Source organism: Streptomyces griseochromogenes, assembly GCF_001542625.1.
GTDB classification, from domain to species: domain Bacteria; phylum Actinomycetota; class Actinomycetes; order Streptomycetales; family Streptomycetaceae; genus Streptomyces; species Streptomyces griseochromogenes.
The window spans coordinates 1029332-1050276 of record NZ_CP016279.1; the positions used below are offsets into that span (position 1 = coordinate 1029332).

At 72.1% G+C, this 20945-nt stretch carries 20 protein-coding genes and 1 riboswitch; of the genes, 10 read left to right on the forward strand and 10 right to left on the reverse strand.

Annotated features, from left to right (window positions below; translation table 11 throughout):
• Nucleotides 1-13: 13 nt before the first annotated feature.
• Nucleotides 14-1417 (reverse strand): MFS transporter, encoded by a 1404-nt coding sequence (locus AVL59_RS04885; protein ID WP_067299947.1) that lies wholly within the window; start codon nt 1415-1417, stop codon nt 14-16.
• Between the two features lie 94 nt (nt 1418-1511).
• Between AVL59_RS04885 and AVL59_RS04890 the strand changes: the two genes are divergently transcribed.
• Nucleotides 1512-2438 (forward strand): LysR family transcriptional regulator, encoded by a 927-nt coding sequence (locus AVL59_RS04890; protein ID WP_372450356.1) that lies wholly within the window; start codon nt 1512-1514, stop codon nt 2436-2438.
• Here the strand turns inward: AVL59_RS04890 and AVL59_RS04895 are convergent.
• Both AVL59_RS04895 and AVL59_RS04900 read right to left on the reverse strand, forming a co-directional pair.
• Nucleotides 2418-3326 (reverse strand): bifunctional helix-turn-helix transcriptional regulator/GNAT family N-acetyltransferase, encoded by a 909-nt coding sequence (locus AVL59_RS04895; RefSeq protein WP_079146528.1) that lies wholly within the window; start codon nt 3324-3326, stop codon nt 2418-2420. The two genes, AVL59_RS04890 and AVL59_RS04895, sit on opposite strands and share 21 nt — an antisense overlap.
• 43 nt (nt 3327-3369) lie before the next feature.
• A complete protein-coding gene (locus AVL59_RS04900) occupies nt 3370-4119 on the reverse strand; it encodes a hypothetical protein (protein WP_067299950.1) in 750 nt (249 codons plus the stop codon).
• Nucleotides 4120-4320: 201 nt separating this feature from the next.
• Here AVL59_RS04900 and AVL59_RS04905 point away from each other — a divergent pair, with 201 nt between their 5' ends.
• From AVL59_RS04905 to AVL59_RS04925, 5 genes are read left to right on the forward strand one after another with little or no spacing between them, the layout of a single operon-like run.
• A complete protein-coding gene (locus AVL59_RS04905; RefSeq protein WP_067299951.1) occupies nt 4321-5841 on the forward strand; it encodes an aldehyde dehydrogenase family protein in 1521 nt (506 codons plus the stop codon).
• A 47-nt stretch (nt 5842-5888) separates the two neighbouring features.
• Nucleotides 5889-7439: a GMC family oxidoreductase gene (locus AVL59_RS04910; protein WP_067299952.1), complete on the forward strand. Its 1551-nt coding sequence runs from the start codon at nt 5889-5891 to the stop codon at nt 7437-7439.
• On the forward strand, nt 7436-8746 hold the full coding sequence (locus AVL59_RS04915) for a quaternary amine ABC transporter ATP-binding protein (RefSeq protein WP_067299953.1): 1311 nt from the start codon (nt 7436-7438) through the stop codon (nt 8744-8746). The genes AVL59_RS04910 and AVL59_RS04915 overlap by 4 nt, the downstream gene beginning before the upstream one ends.
• Nucleotides 8746-10686 (forward strand): ABC transporter permease, encoded by a 1941-nt coding sequence (locus AVL59_RS04920; protein WP_067299954.1) that lies wholly within the window; start codon nt 8746-8748, stop codon nt 10684-10686. The genes AVL59_RS04915 and AVL59_RS04920 overlap by 1 nt, the downstream gene beginning before the upstream one ends.
• Nucleotide 10687: 1 nt before the next feature.
• A complete protein-coding gene (locus tag AVL59_RS04925) occupies nt 10688-11647 on the forward strand; it encodes an ABC transporter substrate-binding protein (RefSeq protein ID WP_067299955.1) in 960 nt (319 codons plus the stop codon).
• Between the two features lie 6 nt (nt 11648-11653).
• On the opposite strand, the gene AVL59_RS04930 is transcribed toward AVL59_RS04925, so the two are convergent.
• From AVL59_RS04930 to AVL59_RS04940, 3 genes are read right to left on the reverse strand one after another with little or no spacing between them, the layout of a single operon-like run.
• Nucleotides 11654-12373 carry an isocitrate lyase/PEP mutase family protein gene (locus AVL59_RS04930; RefSeq protein WP_067299956.1) on the reverse strand — a complete coding sequence of 240 codons (720 nt, stop codon included), beginning with the start codon at nt 12371-12373 and terminating at the stop codon, nt 11654-11656.
• Nucleotides 12370-12813, reverse strand: a complete 444-nt coding sequence (locus AVL59_RS04935; RefSeq protein WP_079146529.1) for a carboxymuconolactone decarboxylase family protein — start codon at nt 12811-12813, stop codon at nt 12370-12372. The genes AVL59_RS04930 and AVL59_RS04935 overlap by 4 nt, the downstream gene beginning before the upstream one ends.
• On the reverse strand, nt 12810-13322 hold the full coding sequence (locus AVL59_RS04940; RefSeq protein ID WP_067299957.1) for a carboxymuconolactone decarboxylase family protein: 513 nt from the start codon (nt 13320-13322) through the stop codon (nt 12810-12812). Before AVL59_RS04940 ends, AVL59_RS04935 begins: the two co-directional genes overlap by 4 nt.
• A gap of 47 nt (nt 13323-13369) precedes the next feature.
• Here AVL59_RS04940 and pdxR point away from each other — a divergent pair, with 47 nt between their 5' ends.
• Nucleotides 13370-14758: a MocR-like pyridoxine biosynthesis transcription factor PdxR gene (pdxR, locus tag AVL59_RS04945; protein WP_067299958.1), complete on the forward strand. Its 1389-nt coding sequence runs from the start codon at nt 13370-13372 to the stop codon at nt 14756-14758.
• A 12-nt stretch (nt 14759-14770) separates the two neighbouring features.
• Here the strand turns inward: pdxR and AVL59_RS47470 are convergent, their stop codons facing one another.
• From AVL59_RS47470 to AVL59_RS04955, 3 genes are all read right to left on the reverse strand, one after another.
• Nucleotides 14771-15034: a GntR family transcriptional regulator gene (locus tag AVL59_RS47470; RefSeq protein ID WP_079146530.1), complete on the reverse strand. Its 264-nt coding sequence runs from the start codon at nt 15032-15034 to the stop codon at nt 14771-14773.
• 148 nt (nt 15035-15182) lie between these two features.
• Entirely contained in the window at nt 15183-15419 is a 237-nt protein-coding gene (locus AVL59_RS51985) for a hypothetical protein (protein WP_067299959.1), read from the reverse strand.
• 156 nt (nt 15420-15575) lie between these two features.
• Complete coding sequence (locus tag AVL59_RS04955; protein ID WP_067299960.1) at nt 15576-16400, reverse strand: DMT family transporter; 825 nt, start codon at nt 16398-16400, stop codon at nt 15576-15578.
• Nucleotides 16401-16520: 120 nt separating this feature from the next.
• Here AVL59_RS04955 and AVL59_RS04960 point away from each other — a divergent pair, with 120 nt between their 5' ends.
• Complete coding sequence (locus AVL59_RS04960) at nt 16521-16877, forward strand: hypothetical protein (protein ID WP_067299961.1); 357 nt, start codon at nt 16521-16523, stop codon at nt 16875-16877.
• Between the two features lie 14 nt (nt 16878-16891).
• Entirely contained in the window at nt 16892-18076 is a 1185-nt protein-coding gene (locus AVL59_RS04965) for a glutathionylspermidine synthase family protein (protein ID WP_067299962.1), read from the forward strand.
• On the opposite strand, the gene rocD is transcribed toward AVL59_RS04965, so the two are convergent.
• Nucleotides 18073-19278 carry an ornithine--oxo-acid transaminase gene (gene rocD / locus AVL59_RS04970; protein WP_067299963.1) on the reverse strand — a complete coding sequence of 402 codons (1206 nt, stop codon included), beginning with the start codon at nt 19276-19278 and terminating at the stop codon, nt 18073-18075. The two genes, AVL59_RS04965 and rocD, sit on opposite strands and share 4 nt — an antisense overlap.
• A gap of 92 nt (nt 19279-19370) precedes the next feature.
• A riboswitch (ZMP/ZTP riboswitch) is annotated at nt 19371-19460 on the forward strand.
• Nucleotides 19461-19492: 32 nt separating this feature from the next.
• On the opposite strand from rocD, the gene AVL59_RS04975 reads away from it, so the two are divergent.
• Nucleotides 19493-20938, forward strand: a complete 1446-nt coding sequence (locus tag AVL59_RS04975; RefSeq protein WP_067299964.1) for a glycine hydroxymethyltransferase — start codon at nt 19493-19495, stop codon at nt 20936-20938.
• Nucleotides 20939-20945: the final 7 nt, after the last annotated feature.

Sequence of the window (20945 nt, forward strand, 5' to 3'; positions counted from 1 at the left end):
CCGGCCACAGCGCTCAGGAGCGCGCCGACCGCGACAGTACGCGCTCCGGGCCGGACGCGAGGGTGCGTGAGTCGGCCCGGCGGCCGTACCCGGTGATCACCAGCGCCGTCGCCGCCAGCACCACCAGCGCGACGGTGCGCAGCGCCGGGCCCATGCCGGCGCCGAGGCCGGCGTGGGCGGACAGGACGGTTCCGGTGACCGCGACGCCCAGGGCGGCGCCGGTCTCACGGGCGGTGGTGGCGAGGCCGGAGCCGAGTCCCGCCTGGTGGGGCGGGAGCGAGCTGACCACGCCGAAGGTCAGGGCGGGCATGGAGAGACCCGTGCCGGCGGAGATGACCAGCAGCCAGCAGGCGTAGACCCCGTAGGGGGTGCTTGCGCCGGCGGTGGACACACCGAGCAGGCCGAGGCCGATCAGGGCCAGTCCGGTGCCGATGACCGCGCGGGGGCGGCCCGCCCAGCGCCCCGCCAGCCGCTGGGAGACCGCCATGCCGACGGGCAGCGGCATGATCGCGACGCCGGTGAGGGCCGCGCCGAAGCCCTTCAGGTCCTGCAGGTACTGGGAGTTGACGAAGAAGAGGGAGAACAGGCCGAAGAATCCGGTGGCCGTGCCGAGGGAGGCGGCGCGCAGCCGGGAGGAGGCGAAGACGCGCGGGTCGAACAGCGGGGCGGACGCGCGCAGGGCGTGCAGCGCGAAGACGGCGATCAGCAGGGCGCCCGCGGCGAAGGCACCGAGGATACGGGCGGAGGTCCAGCCGTAGGACGGGCCCTCGATGATGCCGAACAGGACCGCGACCAGGCCCGTGGTGAGCAGCAGGGTGCCGAGCGGGTCGAGGTTGCTGGAGGCGGAGCGTTCGGTGCGCGGGGTGGTGACGGCGACGGCGGCGGAGAGCACCGCGGCGAGCGGGACCATGACCGCGAACAGGGCGCGCCAGGACAGGAACTGGCCGACCAGTCCGCCGCCCAGGTTGCCCGCGGCGCCGCCGAGCCCGATCGACAGGGTCCAGGCCGCCATCGAACGGGCCCGGTGCTCGGGCGCGGACAGCTGCATCAGGATCGACAGGGTCGCCGGGGTGATCAGGGCCGCTCCGGCGCCGGACAGGCCCCGGCCCGCGATCAGCAGGGCCGGGCCGGTCGCCACCGCGCTGGTGGCGGCGCCCGCCGCGAACAGCCCGAGTCCGGCGAGCAGCGCGCCCTTGCGGCCGTGCCGGTCGCCGAGCGCGCCGGCCGGGACGAGGAGCCCGGCGAAGACGATGACGTACGCGTCGACCGTCCACAGGATCTCGCTGTGCGAGGGGTGCAGAGAGGACGAACTCAGCTGCGGTATCAGCAGGTTGATGGCGGCGACCATGCTCTGGGCGACCAGGACGCAGGCGCACAGTGTGAGGAGGGTCGAGCGTTTCAGGGCGTGCGCGGGCACGGCTCCTCCCGGGAGCTGGACGGTGGGTGGGGATGCCCTGCCACCGTAGGCTCGGCCCTGACCTGCCTTCCAGTGCAACCTTTGCATGGGATACTTGCGCGTGACGCAATCCACGGATCTGGACCTGAACCTGCTCGTCGCCCTGGACGTTCTGCTGGAGGAGCAGAGCGTGCAGGGGGCCGCCCGCCGGCTGCACCTGTCCGAGCCGGCGATGAGCCGCACCCTCGGCCGGATCCGCAAGGCCCTCGGCGATCCGGTCCTCGTCCGGGCCGGGCGCCGGATGGTGCCGACGCCGCGCGCGCTCGCCGTGCGGGCCGAGGTGAGCGCGGTGGTGGAGCGGGCCCGCGCGCTGTTCCGGTCCGGCCGGGACACCGACCTGAGGACGGTGGAACGCACCTTCGCGATCCTCGGCCACGACATGATCGCCGCGTCCCTCGGCCCGGCCCTGTTCGCGCGCGCCGCCCGGGAGGCGCCCGGTATCCGGATCCGTTTTCTGGCGGAGAGCCACGTGGACGTGCCCTACCTGCGGGAGGGCACCGCCGACCTGGAAGTGGGGGTGATCGACACGGTGGCGCCCGAGGTGCATGTGGAGGCACTCGCCGAGGACCGGATGGTCGGTGTCGTGCGTGCCGGACACCCGCTGCTGGAGGGGGAGATGACGCCGGAGCGGTTCGCCGGCCAGGCCGCTCACATCACCGTCTCGCGACGGGGCAGGCTGTACGGACCCGTCGACGGAGCGCTCGCCGAACTCGGCCTGGAGCGGCGGGTGGTGGGCAGCGTGGCGACGTTCCCCGCTTCCCTCTTCGCCATCCGTGACACCGATCTGGTGGGGATGATCGGCAGCAGGGCCGAGCCGATGGCGGCGGCGCTCGGACTCAGGACGTTCCCGGTGCCGGTGCCCCTGCCGCCGCTGCGGCTGGGGCTGGCCTGGCATCCGCGCCACGACGCCGATCCGGCCCACGCCTGGCTGCGCATGTGCGTCCGGGAACTGGAGGAGCTGTCAGCCGGCCGGAGGGGATAGCCGCTTCTCGAACCAGTGGCTGGCGTACACGTTGTCGTCGTAGCGCGGGATCTCCGTGTAGCCGCACGCCAGGTACATCGCCCGCGCCTCGCTGAGCGCGGCGTGCGTGTCCAGTCGTACGACACCCAGGCCGCGGGTGTGTGCCTCCCGCTCCAGCCCGTCCAGCAGCCGCCGGGCCAGACCCAGCCGCCGTGCCTCGGGGCTCACCCACACATGCCGGATCTCACCGACCCCCGGCCCGAGGCGCCGCAGCGCCCCGCAGCCCACCGGCCGTCCCTCCTCGAAGGCGACCAGGAAGGCACCGGCGTCCCCGGTCACCTCCTCGGGGCGGACCAGGGCGGCCCGGTCGAAGCCCTCCGGGAAGCGGGCGTCGATGTCGGCCGCGTACGCGTCCAGGCACGCCCGGGCGTCGGGCGAGGCCCCGTCGACGGCCTCCAGTGTGATCCCCGCCAGCCGCAGCAGGCGCCGCGCGGTCGCCATCGCGCCGGTCAGCTCGGCCCGCTGGTCCGGGCTGAGCCCGTCGAGCAGCCCGGCGGCGAGGGCGTCGGACCGCCGGTTCTGCTCGCGGACCTCGGCGCGGCCGGCCGGGGTCAGCTCGACGGTCCGCAGCCGGCTGTCGTGCGGGGGCACGCCGAGGCGGACCATGCCCTGCGCCTCCAGTGCCTTGGTCATCCGGCTGAGGTAGCCGGCGTCCAGCCCGAGCCTGCCGCGCAGCTCGCGCAGGGAGACGCCGGCCGTGCCGTCGGCGATCTCGAACAGCAGCCGGGCCTCTCCGAGGGGGCGGTCCTGCCCCAGGTAGTGATCGTCCAGGGCGCCGATGCGGCGGGTGAAGTACCGGTTGAAACGGCGGAAGGCCTCGACCTGCTCCGCCGACACTCGCTCCGTCATTCTTTGACTTTAGTCAAATGACTGCGGGGAGGTCCATGGCCGCTCAGCGGTTCTCCAGATCCTCCAGCTTGGACACGTCCACCGACTCCTTCACGGAAGGAGTGGCGGACGGCACCGGCTCGCCGTAGTCCGAGAACTTCACCGTCAGGTCGGTGCCGTCGCCCTTCAGGGTTCCCCCGACCAGCAGGTGCGGCGAGTCCGACGTGACGTACAGGGTGAACGGCGTGCCGTCCTCCTCGCCCTTCAGCGGGATCACCGGGATGCCGTCGACCTCGGTCCTGTCGCCTTTCGCCAGCGACTCCTCGTCGAACGAGCCGGTCATGTCCTTCTGGAAGGCGTTCAGGTCGCAGGCCTTGCCCCAGCTCTTGAGCGGGCCGTCGTGAGTGGTGCCGTGGACGTACCGGTCCTTGAACATCTCGGCCGCCGCGTTGCCCTCGCTGCCCGAAAGCTCGGCCTTCCAGTACGCACGGTCGGCCTTCATCCACACCTCGTCGCCCCGTTTGACGATCTCGACGGCGCCGCCGTCCGCGCCCTTTCGTACCGTGCCGACGCAGTTGCCGTCCCGGTCCAGGGCCAGGTCCATCGACTCCACTTCCCCCTTCTTCGTGGCCGCGGTCCGGTCCGTCCACGTCATGTGGAGGGAGTGGGTGTGGAGCAGGTGGTCCTCGGCCTCCCGGGCGAGTTCGCGGGCGCCCGGATCGCCGGTGTCGTCCGCGGGTGCCGCCGCGGCCAGGGCGGGGGTGAGCAGCAAAGCCACGCTCGCCGCCGCACAGATCAGCGGTCGTCCGGCCATCGCGGTACCTCCGTGATCACCCCAAGCCCCCTGTTCCAGCCTACTTTTGTCCGTTTTCGACCGCATTTTCAGTGACGCGGCGCACTTTCGGTCGTCGATTGCGCATGCGATCCGCCCCCCGGGGGCAGGCGGTCACGGTCCCTGACTGTGACACAGCTGTGACACAGGGGCACTGAACAGGAACGGAAGGCAATACCGATCATGGCGGACAGAACGGCACGACAGGCCCAGGCGACCATCCACGCGGGGGGCGAGTGGCTGGAAGCGGTCTCCGGTGCCACGCGCGAGATCCTCGACCCCGCGGACGCCCGGGCGTTCGCCGTGGTCGCCGAGGGTGACGAGAAGGACGCGGAGCGCGCGGTGGTCGCGGCCCGGCAGGCGTTCGACCGCGGACCCTGGCCCGGCACCCCCGTCGCCGAGCGCGCCGCCCTGCTGCGCCGCGTCGCCGACCTCCTCGTGCGCGACCGCGAGGAACTCGGCCTGCTGGAGAGCCGGGACGCGGGCAAGACCGTCGAGGAGGGCCGCGTCGACATCGACTGCGTCGCCGACGCCTTCCGCTACTTCGCCGACCTGGTCGCCGCCGAGGCCCCCGGCCGGGTCGTCGACGCGGGCTCGCCCGACATCCACAGCGTCGTCGTCCATGAGCCGGTCGGCGTCTGCGCCATGATCACACCCTGGAACTACCCGCTGCTCCAGGCCAGCTGGAAGATCGCCCCGGCGCTCGCCGCCGGCAACACCTTCGTCATCAAGCCCAGCGAGATCACCCCGATGACGACCATCGCGCTGATCGACCTGCTGGCCGAGGCGGGCCTGCCCGCCGGTGTCGCCAACCTGGTCACCGGCCCCGGTCACACCGTCGGCGCCCGTCTCGCCGAGCACCCCGACGTCGACCTGGTCTCCTTCACCGGCGGCCTGATCAGCGGCACCAAGGTCGCCCAGGCCGCCGCCCCGACCGTCAAGAAGGTCGCCCTCGAACTCGGCGGCAAGAACCCCAACGTGGTCTTCGCCGACGCCTGCGCCACCGAGGAGGGCTTCGACACCGCCGTCGACCAGGCCCTCAACGCGGCCTTCATCCACAGCGGCCAGGTCTGCTCGGCCGGCGCCCGGCTCATCGTCGAGGAATCCGTGCGGGACCGCTTCGTCGCCGAACTCGCCCGCCGCGCCGGGAAGATCCGGCTCGGCCGCGGCACCGAGGACGGCGTCGAGTGCGGCCCCCTCGTCTCCGAGCAGCAGCGCGCCAAGACCGAGGCGTACGTCGCGTCCGCCCTGGCCGAGGGCGCGGTGCTGCGCTGCGGCGGCAAGCGCCCGGAGCCGGCCGCGCAGCGGCCCGAGTCCGGCTACTTCTACGAGCCCACCGTCCTCGACCGCTGTCACCGCGAGATGAAGGTCGTCCGCGAGGAGGTCTTCGGGCCGGTCCTCACCGTCGAGACCTTCCGCACCGAGGAGGAGGCGGTGTCCCTCGCCAACGACACCGAGTACGGCCTCGCGGGCGCCGTCTGGACGGCCGACGCCGGCCGGGCCCGGCGGGTCGCGGGACGGCTGCGCCACGGCACCGTCTGGATCAACGACTTCCACCCCTATCTGCCGCAGGCGGAGTGGGGCGGCTTCGGCAAGAGCGGCACGGGCCGCGAGCTGGGGCCGGCCGGTCTCGCCGAGTACCGCGAGACCAAGCACGTGTACCAGAACCTCGCGCCGAAGCCGGTGCGCTGGTTCGCCGGCTGAGCCGCCGACCCGTCCCGGCCGACCTCCCCACCTGGAGTACCACCCCCATGTCCCACCCCCTGCCTGAGCATACGAACACGCACACCTACGACTATGTCGTCATCGGCGGCGGCACCGCCGGATCCGTCATCGCCTCCCGCCTCACCGAGGACCCGGACGTCACCGTCGCCGTCATCGAGGGCGGCCCGAGCGACGTCGGCCGCGACGACGTGCTGACCCTGCGCCGCTGGATGGGCCTGCTCGGCGGCGACCTCGACTACGACTACCCGACCACCGAACAGCCCCGCGGCAACTCCCACATCCGGCACAGCCGCGCCCGCGTCCTCGGCGGCTGCTCCTCGCACAACACCCTGATCTCCTTCAAGCCGCTCCCGTCCGACTGGGACGAGTGGGAGGCGGCCGGGGCCAAGGGCTGGGGCGCCGTCCCCATGGAGGCCTACTTCGCCCGCCTCCTCAACAACATCGTCTCCGTGGACGAGAAGGACCGGAACGCCATCGCCCGCGACTTCGTGGACGCCGCCCGGTCGGCGCTCGGGGTCCCCCGCGTCGAGGGCTTCAACAAGAAGCCGTTCACCGAGGGCGCCGGCTTCTTCGACCTCGCCTACCACCCCGAGAACAACAAGCGTTCCTCCGCCTCGGTGGCCTACCTGCACCCGGTGATGGACGAACGCCCCAACCTCCGCGTCCTCCTGGAGACCTGGGCGCACAAGCTGGAGCTGAGCGGCACCCGCGCCGAGGGCGTGCACGTGCGCACCAAGGACGGCGAGGAACTGCTGATCCGCGCCCGGAGCGAGGTCGTGCTGTGCGCCGGCGCCGTCGACTCCCCGCGCCTGCTGATGCACTCGGGCATCGGACCGCGTGCGGACCTGGAGACCCTCGGCATCCCGGTCGTCCACGACCTGCCGGGCGTCGGCGAGAACCTGCTCGACCACCCCGAGTCGGTCATCGTCTGGGAGACCCACGGACCGATCCCGGAGAACTCCGCGATGGACTCCGACGCGGGCCTGTTCGTCCGCCGCGACCCCGAACACGCGGGCCCGGACCTGATGTTCCACTTCTACCAGATCCCGTTCACGGACAATCCCGAGCGACTGGGTTACCGGCGGCCGGAGTTCGGCGTCTCCATGACCCCGAACATCCCCAAGCCGAAGAGCCGCGGCCGCCTCTACCTGACCAGTGCCGACCCGTCCGTGAAGCCCGCGCTGGACTTCCGCTACTTCACCGACGAGGACGACTACGACGCCAAGACGCTGGTCGACGGCATCCGCATCGCCCGCGAGATCGCCAAGGCCGAGCCGCTGGCGGGCTGGCTGAAGCGGGAGGTGTGCCCCGGCCCCGACGTCACCGGCGACGAGGAGCTGAGCGAGTACGCCCGCAAGGTCGCCCACACGGTGTACCACCCCGCCGGCACCTGCAAGATGGGCGCCGCCGATGACGAACTCGCCGTGGTCGACCCCGAGCTGAGGATCCGCGGCCTCGACGGCATACGCATCGCCGACGCCTCCGTCTTCCCAACCATGACCGCCGTCAATCCGATGATCGGGGTGCTCATGGTCGGGGAAAGGGCCGTCGACCTGATCGGAGGTGGTGCGCGATGACGCTCACGGTCCCCACCCGCAAGCCCCCCACCGCCGGCACCCCCGTCTTCTCCGTGGACGGCCTGTGGAAGGTCTTCGGCCCGAAGGCCGACCGCGTCCCGGCCGACCCGGAACTCAGCACGCTCAGCCCCGCCGACCTGCGCTCGCGCACCGGCTGCACGGCCGCCGTCCGGGACGTCTCCTTCGACGTGCGCAAGGGCGAGGTCTTCGTCGTGATGGGCCTGTCCGGTTCCGGCAAGTCCACGCTCGTGCGCTGTCTGACCCGGCTGATCGAGCCGACGGCAGGCAGGATCGCCATCGACGGCGAGGACGTGCGCGCCATGGACAAGGCCCGCCTGCGCGAACTGCGCCGCCACCGCGCCGCCATGGTCTTCCAGCACTTCGGCCTGCTCCCGCACCGCACGGTCCTGGACAACGTGGCCTACGGCCTGGAGATCCAGGGCGTCGGCAAGGCCGAACGGCGCGAGCGGGCCGCCGAGTTCGTCGCCAAGGTCGGCCTGGAGGGCATGGAGAAGCGCCGCCCCGGCCAGCTCTCCGGCGGCCAGCGCCAGCGCGTCGGGCTCGCCCGCGCGCTCGCCGTCGACCCCGAGGTCCTCCTCTTCGACGAGCCCTTCAGCGCGCTCGACCCGCTCATCCGGCGCGACATGCAGGAAGAGGTGGTCCGTCTGCACCGCGAGGAGGGCCGCACGATGGTCTTCATCACCCATGACCTCGCCGAGGCCCTGAAGCTCGGCGACCGCATCGCCCTGATGCGCGACGGCCGCGTGGTCCAGCTCGGCACGCCCGAGGAGATCGTCTCCTCCCCGGCCGACGACTACGTCCGCGAGTTCGTCCGCGACGTCCCGCGCGAACACGTCGTCACCTGCCGCACGGCCATGCGCCCGGTGTCCCCGCAGGACGCGGCGGACGGCCCCGCGGTCCGCCCCGAGGCCCCGGTGGCCGAGGCGATCGAGGCAGTGGCCCGCGCGGGCGCTCCGGCCCGGGTGATGGACGAGGGCAAGTGCGTCGGCGTGGTCGACCACGCGCAGCTGCTGGGCGTGGTGGCAAACGTGACCACGACCGACGGCACCACGGCACCGGTGGACGCAGACTCCGCCGCGGCCGCAACCGCCGTCGACGGCGTGACCGCAGACAGCGCTGTGGCCGCGGATGCGGACGGCGATGTGGTCGAGGGCGTCGATTCCGTCGTGGCCGCCGTTGCCGACGCCGCCGTGGCGGCGGCGGGCGGTCGTGCCGCCGGGGAGGCCCCCCGCGAGCGCGGGCGAGCGACGCCCCCCGCCCCCCGCACCAGCCCGGAGGACGTCTGATGGCCACCCTCACCGTCCCCACCCCCCGCAAGGTCCCCGTCCTCAAGAACAGAGCGGTGGCCAAACTCCTCCTGCTCGCCCTGGCCGCCGCCGTCCTCGTCCCCCCGCTCAACGCCCACTGGGGCGCCGGCGCCTGGCCGCACGCCCTCACCGTCGACCTCTCCAAGCCGCTGGCCTCAGCCAGCAACTGGGTCATCGACAACCGCGACAGCCACCCCCTGTTCCTCTACTTCTTCGGCTACATCAGCAACGCCGTCGTCCTCTCCGTACGCGCCGTCTACCTCACGCTGCTCGCCGCGGGCTGGGCGGGCGTCACCGCCTTCGGTGCCCTCGTCGCCTGGCGGGTCGCCGGCCTCCGCCTGGCTGCCGGCACGGCGCTCGCCTTCCTGACCTGCGGCGCGCTCGGCATGTGGGTACCGACCATGCAGACCCTCGCGCTGATGGTCGTCGCCGTCCTCGCCTCCGTGGCCGTCGGCGTCGTACTCGGCCTCGCCGCCGGTCTCTCCGACCGCCTCGACCGCGCCCTGCGCCCGGTCCTGGACACCATGCAGGTGCTCCCGGCGTTCGCGTACCTCCTCCCCGTCGTCCTGGTCTTCGGCATCGGCGTCCCCGCGGCCGTCCTCGCCACCGTCGTCTACGCGGCCCCGCCGATGGCCCGCCTCACCGCGCTCGGCCTGCGCGGCGCCGACCCCGAAGTCCTGGAGGCCGTGGAGTCGCTCGGCGCGACGCCCCGGCAGCGGCTGCTGACCGCCCGCATCCCGCTGGCCCGCAAGGAACTCCTGCTCGGCCTCAACCAGACGATCATGATGGCGCTGTCCATGGCCGTGATCGCCTCGGTCATCGGCGCCGGCGGCCTCGGTGACCGCGTCTACCAGGCGCTCGCCTCCGTCGACGTGGGCGCGGCCCTCGCGGCCGGCATCCCGATCGTGCTGCTGGCGGTCGTCCTGGACCGCGTCACCGCGGCGGCCGGGGACGGCACCGACGCGAGCGAGCGCCCCCGCACGATCGGCCGGCTCTACGCCCTCGCGGTCACCGTGGCGCTCGCGCTGGCCGCCCGGCTGCTCGGCGCCCTCGACTGGCCCTCCGGCGCCACCCTGGACATCACCGGGCCGGTGAACACCGCCAAGGACTGGATGGTCGACCACCTCTACTCCGGCGTCCCGGTCGTCGGCGGCACCGCCGAATGGGCGGGACACTTCACCACCTGGATCCTGGACCCCGTCCGCAGCGGTCTGCAGTGGCTGCCCTGGTGGTCGGTGCTGCTCCTCGTCGCCGCGCTGGCCTGGGTGATCGGCACCTGGCGCACCGCGCTGACCGCCGTACTCGCCATGGCCGCGATCGGTGTGCTCGGGGTGTGGGAGCCGTCGCTCGACACGCTCTCGCAGGTGCTCGCGGCCGTCGCCGTCACCCTCGTCCTCGGCTTCGCCACCGGCATCGCCGCCGCCCGCAGCGACCGCTTCGAGAGGGCGCTGCGCCCGGTCATGGACGTGTTCCAGACCATGCCGCAGTTCGTGTACCTGATCCCGGTCGTCGCCCTGTTCGGCGTCGGCCGTGCCCCCGCCGTCGCCGCGTCCGTCGTCTACGCCCTGCCGGCCGTCGTCCGGATCACCGCGCAGGGCCTGCGCCAGGTCGACCCGGCCGCGCTGGAGTCGGCGCGCTCGCTCGGCGCGAGTGGCCGCCAGCAGCTGTGGCAGGTCCAGCTCCCGCTCGCCAGGCGGTCGTTGCTGCTCGCCGTCAACCAGGGCGTGGTCCTGGTCCTCGCCGTCGTCATCATCGGCGGCCTGGTCGGCGGCGGTGCCCTCGGCTACAACGTCGCCTTCGGCCTCGCCCAGGGCGACCTGGCGACCGGCCTGGTCGCCGGCGCGGCCATCGTCTGCCTGGGCCTGATGCTGGACCGGGTGACCCAGCCGACCGAGCGACGCGCGAAGAAGGGAGCGTGACATGCGATTCCGTACGACCCTCACGGTGGCCGCCGGAGCGTCCGCGCTCGCGCTGCTGACCGGCTGCGGCGCCGCCGACATGACCAAGCAGGCCTCGCCGTTCGCGAACGCCCAGGGCTCGAAGACGGTCACCCTGTCCGTGCAGTCCTGGGTCGGCGCCCAGTCCAACGTGGCCGTCGCCCAGTACCTGCTGGAGCACAAGATCGGCTACCGCGTCGACACCGTCCAGGTGGACGAGGTGCCCGCCTGGGACGCGCTCAGCCAGGGCCGGGTCGACGCGATCCTGGAGGACTGGGGGCACCCGGACCAGGAGAAGCGGTACGTCACCGACAAGAAGACGATCGCCCACGGCGGCGACCTCGGGGTGACCGGGCACATCGGCTGGTTCGTGCCCACGTACCTGGTGAAGCAGCACCCGGACATCACCGACTGGAAGAACCTGAACAAGTACGCCTCGCTCTTCCGTACCCCGGAGAGCGGCGGCAAGGGCCAGCTGATGGACGGCTCCCCGTCCTACGTCACCAACGACAAGGCCCTGGTGCAGAACCTGAAGCTGGACTACCAGGTCGTCTTCGCCGGTTCCGAGGCCGCGCAGATCACCCAGATGAAGCAGTTCGCCAAGGAGAAGAAGCCGTTCCTGACCTACTGGTACTCGCCCCAGTGGCTGTTCAAGAAGGTCCCCATGACGGAGGTGAAGCTGCCGCCGTACAAGGAGGGCTGCGACGCGGACCTGGCCAAGATCACCTGCGCGTACCCGCACACCCCGCTGCAGAAGTACCTCAACGCTGGCTTCGCGAAGTCCGGCGGCAAGGCGGCGGCCTTCCTGAAGAAGTTCAAGTGGACCACCGAGGACCAGAACGAGGTCTCGCTGATGATCGCCCAGCAGAAGCTCTCACCGCAGGAGGCGGCGAAGAAGTGGGTGGACAGCCATCCCTCCGTGTGGAAGCAGTGGCTGTCCTGACCCGGTCTAGCGGAGTCCGTCGGCGATCTCCCGCAGCGCGGCCGCGGCCCGCCGCTGGAGCCCCGGTCCGAACGTGACGCGAGTGGCCCCGAGTTCGCCGAGCCCGGCGGGCGCGGGGCCCTCGCCGTCCAGCCGGGCCAGCATGTTCAGCGGGCCCTGGATCCCGGACCGCAGCAGGGGCAGTACGTCCGCCGGCGCGAGGATCGGATACACGCAGTCCGCGCCCGCGGCCACGTACAACGCGGCCCGCTCGATGGCCCGTTCCGGGTCGCGGTCCCCGTGGACGAAGGTGTCGACGCGGGCGTTGACGAACAACCGGTCGGCGGCGGCCGAGCGCACCTCGGCGAGGAACTCGGCCTGCTCCCGCGGGTCCTTGAGGACACCCCCGTCGGAGTCCTCAAGGTTGCACCCCACGGCCCCCGCCTCCAGCAGCCGCTCCACCAGCTCCTTCGGCGCGAGCCCGTACCCGCCCTCGACGTCCGCCGACACCGGCACGTCCACCGCCCGCACGATCCGGGCCACCGCGGCGAACATCTCGTCGGCCGGGGTCGCCCCGTCCTCGTACCCGAGAGCGGCGGCGACACCCGCGCTCGGCGTGGCGAGCGCCGGGAACCCGGCCTCGGCCAACACCTTGGCGCTCGTCGCGTCCCACGGGCCGGGCAGGACCAGCGGGTCGCCCTGGGCGCGCTTGAGGTGCAGGGTGCGGAACACGTCGACCTTGCTCACGGCTGGTATCCCCCCGGTGGGACGCGGCGGCTGACCATCAGGCGGTTCCAGCCGTTGACGACGGTGATGAGACCGATGAGATGGGCGAGTTCGGCCTCGTCGAAGTGCTTGGCGGCGGTGTCGTAGATCTCGTCGGGCACGAACCCGTCGGTCAACACGGTGACCGCCTCGGTCAGGGCGAGCGCGGCCCGCTCCCGCTCGCTGTAGAGCTCCTCGGTCTCCTCCCAGGCGTCGAGGAGCTGGATCCGGTCCTCCGACTCCCCGTTCCCGCGGGCCACCCGGAGGTGCATGTCGAGGCAGAAGGCGCAGTGGTTGAGCTGCGAGGCGCGGATCATGACCAGCTCGGCGAGGACGGGATCGCCGAGCCCCTTCTTGGCGGCCGCGCTGAGCGCGGACATCGCCCTGCCGACCTCCGGGTCCAGCACCTGGGTACGGCTCACTTGTACTGCCCGGGCTGGTAGTGGCCCGGCGTCATCCGGGTGGTCACGCCGAACCGGTTCCAGGCGTTGATCACCGTGATCGCGGCGATCAGCTGGGCCAGCTCAGCCTCCTCGAACTGCTCGGCGGCCTTCTCGTAGACCTCGTCCGGCACGAAGCCGTCGGTCAGGACGGTGATCGCCTCGGTCAGCCCGATCGCCGCCAGCTCCTTCTCGGTGTAGAAGTGCCGCGACTCCTCCCACGCGCTGAGCTGGACGATCCGTTCCACGCTCTCGCCGGCCGCGAGCGCGTCCTTGGTGTGCATGTCGAGGCAGAACGCGCAGTGGTTGAGCTGCGAGGCGCGGATCTTCACCAGCTCGTACAGCTTGGGGTCCAGGCCCTGCCGGGCGGCCGTCTCCAGGCGGATCATCGCCCGGTAGACCTCGGGCGCGTGCTTGGCCCACTGCAGCCGCGGGGCGTGCTCGGGGGCGTACTCGACGGGTTCCTGTGCGGTGTTCTCTGCAGTACTCATGTCTTCGACCCTAGGAGCGAGGCAGCCCAGGAGTATGGTCCATTTCCATGGCGGAATCATGGGCCACTTTGGGCGTCGACCTGCACCTGGAACCGGCCGGCTCGGGCGGGCTGCGCCGCGGCCTGACCGACGCGCTGCGGGAGGCCGTGCGCAGCGGCCGCCTGGTCCCGGGCACCCGGCTGCCCTCCTCCCGCTCCCTCGCGGCCGACCTCGGCATCGCCCGCAACACCGTCGCCGAGGCCTACGCCGACCTGGTGGCCGAGGGCTGGCTCACCGCCCGGCAGGGCTCCGGCACCCGGGTCGCGGACCGTCCGGTGACCCCGCCCGCGCCCACGGCACCCCGCCGCCGCGCGACGGGCGAGCCCGCCTACAGCCTCATCCCTGGTACCCCCGACCTCGCCTCCTTCCCGCGCACCGAGTGGCTCAAGGCGGCCCGCCGCGCCCTGTCCACCGCCCCCTTCGACGCCCTCGGCTACGGCGATCCGCGCGGCCGCCCCGAACTCCGCTCCGCCCTCGCCGGCTATCTCGCCCGAGCCCGGGGCGTGCGCACCGACCCCGAGACGATCGTGATCACCGCGGGCTTCTCGCACGCGCTGCGCATCCTCGGCCCGCTGCTGCGGGGGCGCGGGGTGCGATCGGTCGCGGTGGAGTCGTACGGCCTCGACGCCCACAGGGGCCTGCTGCGGGACGCGGGCCTCGCCACCCCCGCGCTGCCGTACGACGCCCTGGGCACGGACCCGGGGCCGCTGGACGCCGAAGGGGCGGTCCTCCTCACCCCCGCCCACCAGTTCCCGATGGGCACGCCGCTGCACCCCGACCGGCGGTCAGCCGTCGTGGACTGGGCGCGGCGCACCGGCGGCCTGGTCCTGGAGGACGACTACGACGGCGAGTTCCGCTACGACCGCCAGCCCGTCGGCGCCCTGCAGGGCCTCGACCCCGACCGGGTCGTCTACCTCGGCACCGCGAGCAAGTCCCTGGCCCCCGGCCTCCGGCTGGGCTGGATGGCGCTGCCGCCCTTTCTGGTGGAGAAGGCGGTCGCGGCCAAGGGGCACATCGACACCTGCGGGGTGCTGGACCAGCTGACACTGGCCGAGTTCCTCACCTCCGGCGCGTACGACCGCCACGTCCGCTCGGCCCGCCTGCGCTACCGGCGCCGCCGTGATGCCCTCGCGGCGGCCGTCGCCGACCACGCGCCCGACGTCCGGGTCACCGGCATCGCGGCCGGCCTGCACGCCGTACTCCGGCTGCCACCCGGCACCGAGCAGTCGGTGATCCAGGCGGCCACCTGGCAGGGACTGGCCCTGCACGGCCTGGCCTTCCATCGCCATGAGCGTGCCGTCGCCGAGCCTCTGGACGCCCTGGTCGTCGGCTACGGGACGCCGTCGGACAGTGCGTGGGCGGGGGCGTTGGAGGCGTTGTGCAGGGTGTTGCCGTGAGGCTGGCTTCGGCTAGGCGGGGGAGGTAGGGGTTTCGGGGGAGGGCGGAAGAGGGTCGACTACGAAGGTCCCCAGTCCGACTTCGCCCCGCGTCCAGCCCTGTTCCCGTACATGCCGCATGGCTTTCGCGGCCGTCGCGTTCACGACATCGAACTGCTGGGCGATTTCGAGAGTGGATGGCACGCGGCTTCCCGGGGGATATGTGCCGTCCTCGATGCGCCGGATGATCTCCGCTGCAATCTGGCGCCATAGCGGGCGCGTGCGATCAAGCTCCATGAGCTTTAGCGTGGGTGACCATGGCTGTCTGCGCATCCGTGGTTATCTGCGGTTGTCCACGCTATGTTGGTTCCATACACAGAACGGCCCCGACGGGAAGCGGCAACGTCGCCGTCTGGGAACGCGAGCGTGACGAACGAGAGCGGCGTTACCACGTCCCGTGGGAGGCCGCCGCATGAGGGCGTGGCGCCCCCGTAGCCTCGGCGTCGACCCCGCCACCGGCAAGGAGGCGTTCGTGGTCGCGCGCCCTGGCGGTCTCCTTGAGTCGCCGGCCGACGCGCAGGCCCTGGAGACCGCCGCCGTCCTGGTGGCGGTCGTCGGCGCCGTGCTGGAGGCGGGAGAGGCGTCGGACGTCGAACTCGCCGCTCTCGTGGGGCCGTTGCACGCGGCGCTCGACGAATGCGTCGGCATGATGGCTGCGGGCTCCGTAGGGGACGACGAAGCCGGGGGTGATGACGGGTACCGGGAGGCTACGGGGCCAACCGCGCGACCCCTCCCGTCTCAAGGGCCGCCCAGAGGGCTCCGTCGGCGTCCTGCGACGTCACGTCTCCTCCACCACCGGCGCCTCCCCGAACCGCCCCAACGCCAACGCCCCCGCGATCGCCACCGCGAACCCCAGCACCGCCAGCCAGGCAAACCCCTCCCGGGTCCGGTCGCCGAGCCAGATCACGCCCACCGCGGCCGGGCCGATCGTCTCCCCGATCACCAGGCCGGCCGTCGCCGTCGTCACCGAGCCGCGCTGCAGCGCGGAGGTCAGCAGCATGAAGGCGGCGCCTCCGCCCATCACCAGGGCGTAGGCAGCCGGGTTGGTGAACAGGTCGGCCGGCCGCAGCGAGTCGATCAGGCGGACCGACACCTCCACCACCCCGAACCCGAAACCCGCCCCTAGGCCCAGCACCAGCGCCCGCATGCGCCCGGACAGCCGCCCGCCCAGCGGAGCGAGCGCCAGCATGCACAGGGCCGTCGCGAGCATCGCCCACTTCAGGGCGTCCGAGCCGTCCTGGTTCCCCTCCGGCCCGGACGCCAGACCCAGCATCGCGAGCCCGGCGCACACCACGCCCACCGCGCCCCACTCCGTGCCGCTCAGCCGCACCCGCAGCAGTCGCGCCGCGACCACCGCCGTCACCGCCAGACTCGACGCCAGCGCCGCGCCGACCGCGTAGATCGGGATCGAGCGCAGCGCCGCGATCTGGAACAGGAAGCCGAGACCGTCCAGCGCGAGACCGGCGATGTACCGCCACTGCCGCAGCGCCCGCAGTAGCAGGGCCGCCTCACCGCCTCCGCCCGTACCGGCCTCCCGGGCCGCCATCGCCTGCAATACCGTCGCCGTGCCGAAGCAGACCGCCGCGGCCAGGGCACACACCATTCCAAAGAGCACGAAGTGACTGTAGGTGAGGGGTGAACCGGCAACCCACCGTGGTGTCCGCTCTTACCAGTCTCTAGGCTGGCCGCCGAAAACAGGCCAAGCAACGGGGGAGACACCAACATGGCCACCGCACACCGACGCCTTCGCTCCGGAGCCGTCCTCCTAGGCGGCATGGGCCTGTTGGCCACCGCCCTGACCGCCTGCTCCTCGGACCCGGACAAGCGCTGCGTCGACCGCAACAGCTACCAGCTAGGCAAGGGCTACAAGGTCGTCTCCGACAAGAACTGCAAGACGACGAAGGCCTCCGTGAACGGCGCCTGGTACTACGGCGGCAAGAAGAAGGGCTCCTGGGCCGACAGCGGCTCCTTCAGCAAGCCGCACAAGAGCTCCGGCTCCGGCCACTCCTCGAACGACGGCTACCACAGCGGGGTACACCGCGGCGGCTTCGGCGGCGGCCACGGCAGCTCCGGCGGCTGAGGGGAATCCGCCGCATGGAACGCCGTACCACCACCCCCCGCCCCGGCTGGCAGCAGACCGTCGAGGAACAGGGGCTCGTCTACCCCCTCACCCGCCACCCCGACGGCTCGCTGCGCCCCTACTGGGACGAGAGCGCCTACTACGTCTTCGGCCTGGACGAGATCGAGGCGCTGGAGGAGACCGTCGAGGAGCTGCACCGCATGTGCCTCGCCGCGGCCGAGCACATCGTGGCGAAGAACCGCCTCGCCGACCTCGGCATCACCGAGCCGCGCATCGCCGAGGCCGTCACCGAGGCCTGGCGCCGCCGCGCCGAACTGCCGTCCGTCTACGGCCGGTTCGACCTGCGGTACGACGGCACGGGCCCGGCCAAGCTGCTCGAGTACAACGCGGACACCCCGACCTCGCTGGTCGAGGCCGCCTCCCCGCAGTGGTTCTGGATGGAGGAGCGCTTCCCCGGCGCCGACCAGTGGAACTCCCTGCACGAACGCCTCGTCGACGCCTGGCGGAAGCAGGCCGGGCTGCTCCCGCCGGGCAGCCCCCTGCACTTCGCGCACTCCTCCGCCGACGAACTCGGCGAGGACCTGATGACGGTCGCCTACCTGAAGGAGACCGCCGAGCAGGCCGGCCTGGACACGGACTGGATCTCCATGGAGGAGATCGGCTGGGACACCCTCTCCGGCCGTTTCGTCGACAACGGACTGCGGTTCATCCGCAGCATCTTCAAGCTCTACCCCTGGGAGTGGCTGACCACCGACCACTTCGCCGGGCACGTCCTCGACACCCTCGACAACGGCGGCGGCACCGGCAGCACCCTGTGGATCGAACCCGCCTGGAAGATGCTCCTGAGCAACAAGGCCCTGCTGGCGATCCTCTGGGAGCTGTACCCCGGCCACCCGAACCTGTTGCCCGCCTACCTGGACGGCCCGCGCGAGCTGGCCGACGCGGGCGGCTACGTCGCGAAGCCCCTGCTGGGCCGCGAGGGTGCGGGCGTGACCGTCCACGAGCCCGGCGCACCCGCGGTCGTACGCGACGAACCCTGCTGCTACCAGCAGTTCGCCCCGCTGCCGACCTTCGACGGCAACCACGTCGTCCTCGGCGCCTGGGTCGTCCAGGACGAGCCGGCCGGCCTCGGCATCCGCGAGTCCTCGGGCCTGATCACCGACGAGTACGCCCGCTTCCTGCCGCACGTGATCCTCTAGGCCCCCAGGACCGCGCCCAGCTGGGCGATCCCCCAGTCCAGATCCTCCTCGGAGATGACCAGCGGCGGAGCGATCCGGATGGTGAACCCGTGGGTGTCCTTCACCAGCACACCCCGGTCCATCAGCCGCTCCGACACCTCCCGCCCGGTGCCGACCTTCCGCGCGATGTCCACACCCGCCCACAGCCCGCGCCCCCGCACCGCCGTCACCCGGCCCGTGGCGAGCAGGGAGCCCAGCTCGCGGTGGAGTCGCACCCCCAGCTCGGCCGACCGCGCCTGGAACTCGCCCGAGCGCAGCATCGCGATCACCTCCAGCGCCACCGCGCAGGCCAGCGGATTCCCGCCGAACGTCGACCCGTGCTCGCCCGGCCGGAACACCCCGAGCACCGCCGCGCTCGACACCACCGCCGACACCGGCACGATCCCGCCGCCCAGCGCCTTCCCGAGCACGTACATGTCCGGTACGACGCCCTCGTGCTCGCACGCGAAGGTCCGCCCGGTCCGGCCGAGGCCCGACTGGATCTCGTCGGCGATGAAGAGCACGTTCCGCTCGCGAGTCAGCTCCCGCACCCTGGGCAGATAGCCCGCCGGCGGCACGATCACCCCCGACTCGCCCTGGATCGGCTCCAGCAGCACGGCGACGGTGTTCTCGGTGAGCGCCGACCGCATCGCGGTCAGATCTCCGTACGGCACGATCTCGAACCCCGGCGTGTACGGCCCGAAGTCCGCCCGGGCCTCCGGATCGGTCGAGAAGCTGATCACGGTCGTCGTACGGCCGTGGAAGTTGCCGCCCGCGACCACGATCTTCGCCATCTCCGCGGGCACCCCCTTCACCCGGTACCCCCATTTCCGGGCCGTCTTCACCGCGCTCTCCACGGCCTCGACGCCGGTGTTCATCGGCAGCACCATCTCCATGCCGCACAGCTCGGCCAGCTCCGTGCAGAACGCCGCGAACCGGTCGTGGTGGAAGGCTCGGGACGTCAGCGTCACCCGCTCCAGCTGCCGCCTGGCCGCCTCGACCAGCCGCCGGTTGCCGTGGCCGAAGTTGAGCGCCGAGTAACCGGCCAGCAGATCCAGATACCGCCGCCCCTCCACATCCGTCATCCAGGCCCCCTCCGCCGTGGCCACGACGACGGGCAGCGGATGGTAGGTGGGCGCACAGTGCGCGTCGGCGGCGGCGATGAGGTCTTCAGCAGTGGTCACGGCCTCTCCCGGTTAGGACGGTGGCCCCCTTCCTATCCTCGCTCGCATGGTGGACGCGGGATCTGCGCGTTCCGGCGCGCCCGGTAGGCTGATCAGCGGGCCGTGACTGGCGCGCTGGGATGGGACAGACCATCGGGGAGCGGCCCGAGCGGGAAACTGTGCCGTGCGCCTGGGCCGAACGTGAACGCTGTACGCACGCCGTCCGGAGGTCCCCATGCCCGAGCCCCTGTCGACCGAGTCCACCGCCTTCCGCGCCGCCCTGGACGTGATCCGCGCCGTCGAACCGGGCGTCGCCGACGCCATCGGCCAGGAGGTGGCCGACCAGCGCGAGATGCTCAAGCTGATCGCCTCCGAGAACTACGCCTCCCCGGCCACCCTGCTCGCCATGGGCAACTGGTTCAGCGACAAGTACGCCGAGGGCACGATCGGCCGCCGCTTCTACGCCGGCTGCCGCAACGTCGACACCGTCGAGTCGCTGGCCGCCGAGCACGCCAAGGAGCTCTTCGGCGCCCGGCACGCCTACGTTCAGCCGCACTCCGGCATCGACGCCAACCTGGTCGCCTTCTGGGCCGTCCTCGCGGACCGCGTGGAGGCCCCCTTCCTGGAGAAGACCGGCGTCCGCCAGGTCAACGACCTCTCCGAGGCCGACTGGGCCGAGCTCCGCCAGGCCTTCGGCAACCAGCGCATGCTCGGCATGTCACTGGACGCCGGCGGCCACCTCACCCACGGCTTCCGCCCGAACATCTCCGGCAAGATGTTCGACCAGCGCTCCTACGGCACCGACCCGGCCACGGGCCTGATCGACTACGAGGCCCTGCGCGCCCAGGCCCGCGAGTTCAAGCCGCTGATCATCGTCGCGGGCTACTCGGCCTACCCCCGGCTCGTGAACTTCCGGATCATGCGCGAGATCGCCGACGAGGTCGGGGCGACGCTGATGGTGGACATGGCCCACTTCGCGGGCCTGGTCGCCGGCAAGGTCCTGACCGGCGACTTCGACCCGGTCCCGCACGCCCAGATCGTCACCACCACGACCCACAAGTCCCTGCGCGGCCCGCGCGGCGGCATGGTCCTGTGCGACGACTCCCTCAAGGACCAGGTCGACCGCGGCTGCCCGATGGTCCTCGGCGGCCCGCTCCCGCACGTCATGGCCGCGAAGGCGGTCGCCCTCGCCGAGGCCCGGCAGCCCGCTTTCCAGGACTACGCCCAGCGCATCGTCGACAACTCCCGCGCCCTCGCCGAGGGGCTGATGCGCCGCGGCGCCACCCTGGTCACCGGCGGCACGGACAACCACCTCAACCTGATCGACGTGGCCACCTCCTATGGCCTCACCGGCCGTCAGGCGGAGGCCGCCCTTCTCGACTCGGGCATCGTCACCAACCGCAACGCCATCCCGGCCGACCCGAACGGGGCCTGGTACACCTCCGGCATCCGCATCGGCACCCCCGCCCTGACCACCCGAGGTCTCGGCACGGCGGAGATGGACGAGGTCGCCGGTCTCATCGACCGCGTCCTCACCACCGCCGAGCCGGGCACCACCAAGTCGGGCGCCCCGTCCAAGGCGGCCCACGTCCTCGACGAGAAGGTGTCCCAGGAGATCGCCCAGAGGGCAACGGACCTGGTGGCGGCGTTCCCGCTCTACCCCGAAATCGACCTGGGCTGATCATCGC